We start from the raw sequence: 3,533 nt of genomic DNA, 5'->3' as shown, positions 1-3,533 counted from the left end.
GCTCCCTTTTTTGGGGTGTGGTTGTTCCATTGGTTCTCTCGAGAAGCTTTATTTGATCTTTGTGGTCAAGTTTTTAAGAGCACACGGTGGATGCCTTGGCATCAGGAGCCGAAGAAGGACGTGGGAATCTGCGATAAGCCTGGGGGAGTTGATAACCGAACGGTGATCCCAGGATGTCCGAATGGGGAAACCCCGCCCGGCGCGCGAGTGACCGGGTGACCCGTACCTGAACACATAGGGTGCGTGGAGGGAACGCGGGGAAGTGAAACATCTCAGTACCCGCAGGAAGAGAAAACAACAGTGATTCCGTCAGTAGTGGCGAGCGAACGCGGAAGAGGCCAAACCGGTCCATGTGTGATAGCCGGCGGGCGTTGCATGGCCGGGGTTGCGGGACTTTCCGTTGCTGTTCTGCCGGACAGCGAAAGTGAGTGCGTGCGTATAGGTGAACGGTCTTGAAAGGCCGGCCGGAGAAGGTGTAAGCCCTGTAACCGGAATGCGTGACGCCGCTTGGAGAGTATCCCAAGTAGCACGGGGCCCGAGAAATCCCGTGCGAATCTGCCAGGACCACCTGGTAAGCCTGAATACTACCTGATGACCGATAGCGGACAAGTACCGTGAGGGAAAGGTGAAAAGTACCCCGGGAGGGGAGTGAAACAGTACCTGAAACCGTGTGCTTACAATCCGTCGGAGCAGCCTTGTAGCTGTGACGGCGTGCCTTTTGAAGAATGAGCCTGCGAGTTAGTGTTACGTCGCGAGGTTAACCCGTGTGGGGAAGCCGTAGCGAAAGCGAGTCTGAACAGGGCGTTGCAGTGGCGTGATCTAGACCCGAAGCGGAGTGATCTACCCATGGCCAGGTTGAAGCGCGTGTAAGAGCGCGTGGAGGACCGAACCCACTTCAGTTGAAAATGGAGGGGATGAGCTGTGGGTAGGGGTGAAAGGCCAATCAAACTCCGTGATAGCTGGTTCTCCCCGAAATGCATTTAGGTGCAGCGTTGCGTGTTTCTTGCCGGAGGTAGAGCTACTGGATGGCCGATGGGCCCTACAAGGTTACTGACGTCAGCCAAACTCCGAATGCCGGCAAGTGAGAGCGCAGCAGTGAGACTGTGGGGGATAAGCTTCATAGTCGAGAGGGAAACAGCCCAGACCACCAACTAAGGCCCCTAAGCGTGTGCTAAGTGGGAAAGGATGTGGAGTTGCCCAGACAACCAGGAGGTTGGCTTAGAAGCAGCCACCCTTGAAAGAGTGCGTAATAGCTCACTGGTCAAGTGATTCCGCGCCGACAATGTAGCGGGGCTCAAGTACACCGCCGAAGTTGTGGCATCAGCGTATTATCCAAGCCTTCGTGGTTCAGGAGCGCTGGTGGGTAGGGGAGCGTCGTGTGGGCAGTGAAGCTGCGGCGGAAGCCAGTGGTGGAGCCTACACGAGTGAGAATGCAGGCATGAGTAGCGAAAGACGGGTGGGAAACCCGTCCGCCGAATGATCAAGGGTTCCAGGGTCAAGCTAATCTGCCCTGGGTAAGTCGGGACCTAAGGCGAGGCCGACAGGCGTAGTCGATGGACAACGGGTTGATATTCCCGTACCGGCGAAAAACCGCCCATGCCAATCCGGTGATGCTAACCGCCCAAACCGTCCGTCCGTGCCCTTCGGGGCCAGTGCGGGCGGGGCGCGCGGGACCCGATCCGGGGAGGTAAGCGTATTAACAGGTGTGACGCAGGAAGGTAGCCGAGCCGGGCGATGGTAGTCCCGGTCCAAGGATGTAGGGTGAACGGTTGGCAAATCCGCCGTTCGTGAAGCCTGAGACCCGACGGGACCCCCGCATGGGGGGATTCGGTGATCCTATGCTGCCGAGAAAAGCATCGACGCGAGGTTTTAGCCGCCCGTACCCCAAACCGACACAGGTGATCAGGTAGAGAATACCAAGGCGATCGAGAGAATTATGGTTAAGGAACTCGGCAAAATGCCCCCGTAACTTCGGGAGAAGGGGGGCCCGGACCGTGACGAAGCCTTGCGCTTCCGAGCGGGTAAGGGCCGCAGAGACCAGGGGGAAGCGACTGTTTACTAAAAACACAGGTCCGTGCGAAGTCGCAAGACGATGTATACGGACTGACTCCTGCCCGGTGCTGGAAGGTTAAGAGGACCTGTTAGCCCCTTTGGGGGCGAAGCGGAGAATTTAAGCCCCAGTAAACGGCGGTGGTAACTATAACCATCCTAAGGTAGCGAAATTCCTTGTCGGGTAAGTTCCGACCTGCACGAATGGAGTAACGACTTCCCCGCTGTCTCAACCATAAACTCGGCGAAATTGCACTACGAGTAAAGATGCTCGTTACGCGCAGCAGGACGGAAAGACCCCGAGACCTTTACTATAGTTTGGTATTGGTGTTCGGTGTGGCTTGTGTAGGATAGGTGGGAGACTGTGAAGCCCGGACGCCAGTTCGGGTGGAGTCATCGTTGAAATACCACTCTGGTCACTCTGGACATCTAACTTCGGCCCGTAATCCGGGTCAGGGACAGTGCCTGATGGGTAGTTTAACTGGGGCGGTTGCCTCCTAAAGAGTAACGGAGGCGCCCAAAGGTTCCCTCAGCCTGGTTGGCAATCAGGTGGCGAGTGTAAGTGCACAAGGGAGCTTGACTGTGAGAGAGACATCTCGAGCAGGGACGAAAGTCGGGACTAGTGATCCGGCGGCACATTGTGGAATGGCCGTCGCTCAACGGATAAAAGGTACCTCGGGGATAACAGGCTGATCTTGCCCAAGAGTCCATATCGACGGCATGGTTTGGCACCTCGATGTCGGCTCGTCGCATCCTGGGGCTGGAGTAGGTCCCAAGGGTTGGGCTGTTCGCCCATTAAAGCGGTACGCGAGCTGGGTTTAGAACGTCGTGAGACAGTTCGGTCCCTATCCGCTGCGCGCGCAGGAAATTTGAGAAGGTCTGTCCTTAGTACGAGAGGACCGGGACGGACGAACCTCTGGTGTGTCAGTTGTACTGCCAAGTGCACCGCTGATTAGCTACGTTCGGATTGGATAACCGCTGAAAGCATCTAAGCGGGAAGCCGGCTTCAAGATGAGATTTCCATCCCCCTCGGGGGGAGAGGACCCCAGCCAGACCACTGGGTTGATAGGCCGGATGTGGAAGCGAGGACGAAAGACTCGTGGAGCTGACCGGTACTAATAGTCCGACAACTTACACCACACCACCCCCTGGGGTGGGTGATCAAAACGAAGCTACGCGTCCGCTATGTGGTTCCCAGACAACAACCTTTGTCACCGGGAACAGATAATTGAATAACAGTTCCAAGCAACATGCTTGTAACCACAAGGTTTGCCGCCACCACCCCACACGGGTGCGGGGGCGTGCACGAAGGGTTACGGCGGTCATAGCGTGGGGGAAACGCCCGGTCCCATTCCGAACCCGGAAGCTAAGGCCCACAGCGCCGATGGTACTGCACTCGGGAGGGTGTGGGAGAGTAGGTCACCGCCGGACATTCTTTACACAGGGAAGGCCCCGCCAACGACGGCGGGGCCTTCCCCCGTTAA

The 3,533-nt window shown here is 57.1% G+C and carries 2 rRNA genes; both read left to right on the top strand.

Annotated elements, in window-relative coordinates:
• Positions 1-63: 63 nt before the first annotated feature.
• Positions 64-3,189, top strand: a 23S ribosomal RNA gene (locus tag E4J89_RS19195).
• A gap of 174 nt (positions 3,190-3,363) precedes the next feature.
• Positions 3,364-3,480, top strand: a 5S ribosomal RNA gene (gene rrf, locus E4J89_RS19190).
• The last annotated feature ends 53 nt before the right edge of the window (positions 3,481-3,533 follow it).

The sequence above is a fragment of the Arthrobacter sp. CAU 1506 genome (assembly GCF_005047635.1).
GTDB lineage: Bacteria > Actinomycetota > Actinomycetes > Actinomycetales > Micrococcaceae > Crystallibacter.
Note: the sequence above shows the minus strand (reverse complement) of the source record. Positions and strands in the feature narration are given on the sequence as shown.